4 protein-coding genes are annotated in these 4,250 nt (G+C 44.0%); all 4 read left to right on the top strand.

The features are described 5' to 3' along the window. Window positions 1-234: 234 nt before the first annotated feature. The 4 genes from QUB26_RS31280 (at window position 235) to QUB26_RS31265 (ending at window position 4,199) form a co-directional block, all read left to right on the top strand. The gene (locus tag QUB26_RS31280) at window positions 235-1,185 is read left to right on the top strand and encodes a glycosyltransferase family 10 domain-containing protein (RefSeq protein ID WP_333245977.1); all 951 of its coding nucleotides are present in this window, start codon (window positions 235-237) and stop codon (window positions 1,183-1,185) included. An 11-nt stretch (window positions 1,186-1,196) separates the two neighbouring features. Then, entirely contained in the window at window positions 1,197-2,273 is a 1,077-nt protein-coding gene (locus tag QUB26_RS31275; protein ID WP_333245979.1) for a formylglycine-generating enzyme family protein, read from the top strand. A 97-nt stretch (window positions 2,274-2,370) separates the two neighbouring features. Then, window positions 2,371-3,345, top strand: a complete 975-nt coding sequence (locus QUB26_RS31270) for an Npun_R2821/Npun_R2822 family protein (protein ID WP_333321178.1) — start codon at window positions 2,371-2,373, stop codon at window positions 3,343-3,345. Then, window positions 3,342-4,199, top strand: a complete 858-nt coding sequence (locus QUB26_RS31265; RefSeq protein ID WP_333321176.1) for an Npun_R2821/Npun_R2822 family protein — start codon at window positions 3,342-3,344, stop codon at window positions 4,197-4,199. Before QUB26_RS31270 ends, QUB26_RS31265 begins: the two co-directional genes overlap by 4 nt. Window positions 4,200-4,250 lie beyond the last annotated feature (51 nt).

Raw genomic sequence — 4,250 nt, 5'->3', positions numbered from 1 at the left:
CGGTATGATCGAATCAATGACGTGGCGATCGACTGACGCACTCTTTTAAGATACAAGGGGCGGGTTTTACCAACAATCATCGCCTCAAATAAACAATCTCATAAACCCGCCCTGCCCAACCCAAAAACCACATTTATTATCAGTAGGGGCGGGTTTTACCAACAATCATCGCCTAAAACAAACAATCTCATAAACCCGCCCCGCCCACACGCAAAACCAGATTTATTATTAGATATGAACCAAAAAATCATCGGCACAATCACCACCTACCCAGGGATGAGTCAAAGCGACTGGCTGTGGCAACAAACCCCCCACAACTTCGGCAACTGGGGCAACATTCAAATGCTCGCCAACCACCCAGAACCAGACTTTTTACTCATGTATCAATTCGACTTTCCCAAACCTGCAAAAAATAAATCCTGGCTCGATAAAATACGTCGCTACAGGCATCAAAACCCAGAAAACGACATTCAAGAAAAATTGCGCGGTGTCCCCAAGGAACGGATTATTTACCTGATCCGCGAACCGCCATTACCAGAAGTTATTGAAATTACCAAAGCCAACTACGAACAAGCAAAACTTTATTGCAGTTACGTTTCCGGGCCAGACGACTTCGCACCAAACCCCAATTATATGCCCGCGATTTGGTATCACTCTAACTCGTTTCGAGAACTCGATGAAATGCCTGCGACGCCGAAAACTAAATCCTGTTCTTGGATTACTTCAGGTGTTAGCCGCAGCGCCAATCACCGCCAGAGATTAGACTTTATCAAATTGCTGCAAGAACGAGAATTAAATTTTGACCTTTACGGACGAAACTTGCCAACTTGGGCGCGCGGGAACGGGACTGTCAACAATAAATGGCACGCTGTCGCACCATACTATTACAACTTAGCTATTGAAAATTATGCCGAAAACGATTGGTATGTCAGCGAGAAGCTTTGGGATGCTTTATTAGCTTGGTGTTTGCCGATTTATTACGGCGGTGCGGCGGTGGATAAATTGTTGCCGGCGGGGAGTTTTCTGAGGCTGCCGAGTTTGGATGAGAAAGGAGTAGAATTTATTAAAGAGGTTGTAGCTACTGCGGATTATTGGCATGAAGCGAGGGAGAAAATTGCTGAAGCCAGACAAATCATTCTCCATGAATTAAACTTGCTCAATTGGCTGTCTAACTTTGTATCTTAATAAATAGCGCCATGACAGAAAACCAAAATCAACCCAGAGAATACGATGCTGTACTCGGCGGTCAAAATCCACCCCCCCTCGGTGCTGCTGTTTTAGGCGGGATTCCCGGCGTTAAGAGTCGTTTGGCTTCACCGATTGTCGAAGTGAAGATTGCTGCACTGTCTGAAGCGCTCAAATATGGAGATGCAGGTTTAGATTTAATAATTGGCGCGCTGCAAGATGAATCAATGTTGGTGAAGTTTGCAGCCTATTCGCTGCTGAGGAATAGAGATGAACCCAATATAAAACAGCAGTTACAAAAATATTTGCCTACTTTTAACTTTGATGTGATAACAGTTGATGCTAAAGGAAAAGAAAACAGTCGTCGCCGTCATTATGCTCATTTCTTTCCTGAAGACTTAGGGAACGAAGTTGTGCTGGAAATGGTTTATATTCCCGGGGGTACATTTATGATGGGCTCGCCAGCAACAGAAGAAGGTAGAGACAGTTGTGAAAGTCCGCAGCATCAAGTAACTGTACCCGCTTTTTTTGCAGGCAAATACCCTCTCACCCAAGCACAGTGGCAAGCAGTGATGGGAAACAACCCATCATCATTATCATGGTTTCAAGGTGAAAAACGTCCTGTAGAAAAAGTATCGTGGGATATGGCCGTCGAATTCTGTGGCCAACTCTCGCAAAAAACCGGGAAAAAATATCGCCTCCTGAGTGAAGCAGAATGGGAATATGCCTGTCGTGCGGGTACAACAACCCCATTTCATTTTGGGGAAACTATTACCCCGGAATTAGTCCGATATCGCGGACACACAACTTATGTCGGGGGTTGTCTCCCCAATGCCTTTGGACTTTACGACCTCCACGGTCAGGTTTGGGAGTGGTGCAGTGATAGATGGCACGAAAACTATAACGGGGCACCAACTGACGGAAGTTCCTGGGAAACTGGCACATCTGAATACCGAATGCAGCGTGGTGGTTCCTTGCACAGCCCTGCGTTCAGTTGCCGCAGTGCCTATCGTGTCAGGGACTCGACGGGCAACCGCCAATATTACATCGGTTTTCGCGTCGCTCTGGTTTTCGGTTCTATGCTTTAGTCTTCCCCGATCGCCCTCCTCTATTATTTTACTAAATGATTCGGCGGTTGAAACCGCAACTATATAAACAAATTCCGCCTTCGCGAGACTCTTAGATATGAATGGAATTTGCACGCTAGCCAACGATACAGTTTACGACCAACTAATTGCCTTGCTCAACAGTATTGAAATTATCTTAGGCTCAAATACTCCTGTCTGTATTTATCCTTTCGACGACCAGATAGAGCAAATCCAAGCTGAAATTGTTAACCGTCCCAACGTCTTTATTTATGAAGATAGCGCATCTCTTCAGCGATGGGACAAATTCATGGAAGCAGCCGCACCAGAGCGTTTGAACCGCAAAAAATTCCGGCTTTACGGCGCACACCGGCGCTTTTGCGCTTTCGACGGCCCGTTTGAAAAGTTTATCTATATGGATGCGGATACTTTGGTGATGAATTCCCTTGATGCCGTGTTTCAGAAATTAGAGGGATCGGATTTTGTGGTTTATGATTTTCAATTTCTCTCCCCAACTAAAGTATACAATATTCAGTCACCAAAACTCCTCGAAGTTTTTGAGCAAAATCGGATCGACTCGGAAATATTTTGTTCGGGATTTTACGCCAGCAAGCAAGGATTGTTTGAGCAAGATACTAGAGAATGGCTGTTAGCTCAACTGCAATCGGGCGAGGCGGAAATTCTTTATGAAGGTGCGGGAGAACAGCCGTTGCTCAATTATATGGTGATGAAAACGGGGATGAATAGCTATAATTTTGCTTATAGTCTCCCGGATGGCGAAAAAACCGGGTGCAGCGTCACTTCTCAACATTTTGAAGAGCAAGATCGGATTTTGTACGACAAGGGAAACCGACTTACTTACATTCATTATATTGGTGTGCCGCCGGATTTAATTCGGAGAGTTTGTGCGGGCGAAAATATTGAGTTTCCCTATCGCGATTTGTTTCTGCATTACCGCTATCTCCGCGAACCCTCCAAGCGTCCGATTTTTGCCCAACCGCTAAAGTCTTATACTGAGGTTTCTGGGCCGAATTTGTTAAAAAGGGTATTGAGAAGGTTGAGGATAAATGTATGAATCGCGGTATTTATATTGTTGCGAATGATAAGGTGATCGAAAGTGCGATCGCCCTTCTAAACAGCATACGTCTGTACAATTGTCAAGTACCTGTTTTTCTGATTCCCTTCGACGACAATTATCAGCAAGTCGCAGCCGCACTCAGCAGTCTCCACGGGGTACAATTGTTCCCAAATCTGGAGTTTGTCGAACAGTTTACCAGAGAAATTGGCCAAATGTTCGATCGCAACTTTTTAGCCCTCCCCAACAAAATGCGAAAACTCGCCGTTTGGTTTGGCCCCCTTGACGAATTTCTGTACATCGATACCGATATCATCGTCTTTGAAGACATCGCAGACAACTTAAACAAACTATCAGAAGTAGACTTTTTTTGCTGCGACTATCACCACCTCAGCGAAAAACTGCGAAATGTATTTTCACCACTTGTAAAAGAACAGAATATCTTTACAGACTCACAGCTTCAAGATGTATTCAACAGCGGTTTTTGGGCTTCCCGAAAAGGAACGATTACAGAATCGCAAATGTATGAAATTTTGCAAGAATGTTCGCAGCATCGAGAATATTTTGACTTTACTCAAAATGTCACAGACCAACCTATATTAAATTATATCATTCTTAAACTGATTCCCAAACGCTGCAATCTTGTTAAAGATTCACCAAGCGAACCGGGAAGCTGGGCGGGTTCTAAACATTTTCAAGAAATAGATTATGTTCTTTATGACAAAGGCAAAAGGTTAAAATATCTTCACTGGGCTGGGATACCAATTAAATCGGGTAGTCCTTATTGGAAAGTTTGGAAACATTATCGTTATCTCAATGAGGAAAAACCAAACGGGAGCATCCCGGTTTTGTAAATGGTTAAAAGTATGATAAGAGCCAAAATTTTTCGCCCTCCGCTATATGAT

It is taken from the genome of Microcoleus sp. B4-C1, assembly GCF_036705285.1.
Lineage (GTDB): Bacteria > Cyanobacteriota > Cyanobacteriia > Cyanobacteriales > Microcoleaceae > Microcoleus.
Note: the sequence above shows the minus strand (reverse complement) of the source record. Positions and strands in the feature narration are given on the sequence as shown.

Excerpts from the sequence above, each read along its gene's own strand:
- QUB26_RS31280 (WP_333245977.1), top strand. The coding sequence starts at position 235 with ATGAACCAAAAAATCATCGGCACAATCACCACCTACCCAGGGATGAGT.
- QUB26_RS31275 (WP_333245979.1), top strand. The coding sequence starts at position 1,197 with ATGACAGAAAACCAAAATCAACCCAGAGAATACGATGCTGTACTCGGC.
- QUB26_RS31270 (WP_333321178.1), top strand. The coding sequence starts at position 2,371 with ATGAATGGAATTTGCACGCTAGCCAACGATACAGTTTACGACCAACTA.
- QUB26_RS31265 (WP_333321176.1), top strand. The coding sequence starts at position 3,342 with ATGAATCGCGGTATTTATATTGTTGCGAATGATAAGGTGATCGAAAGT.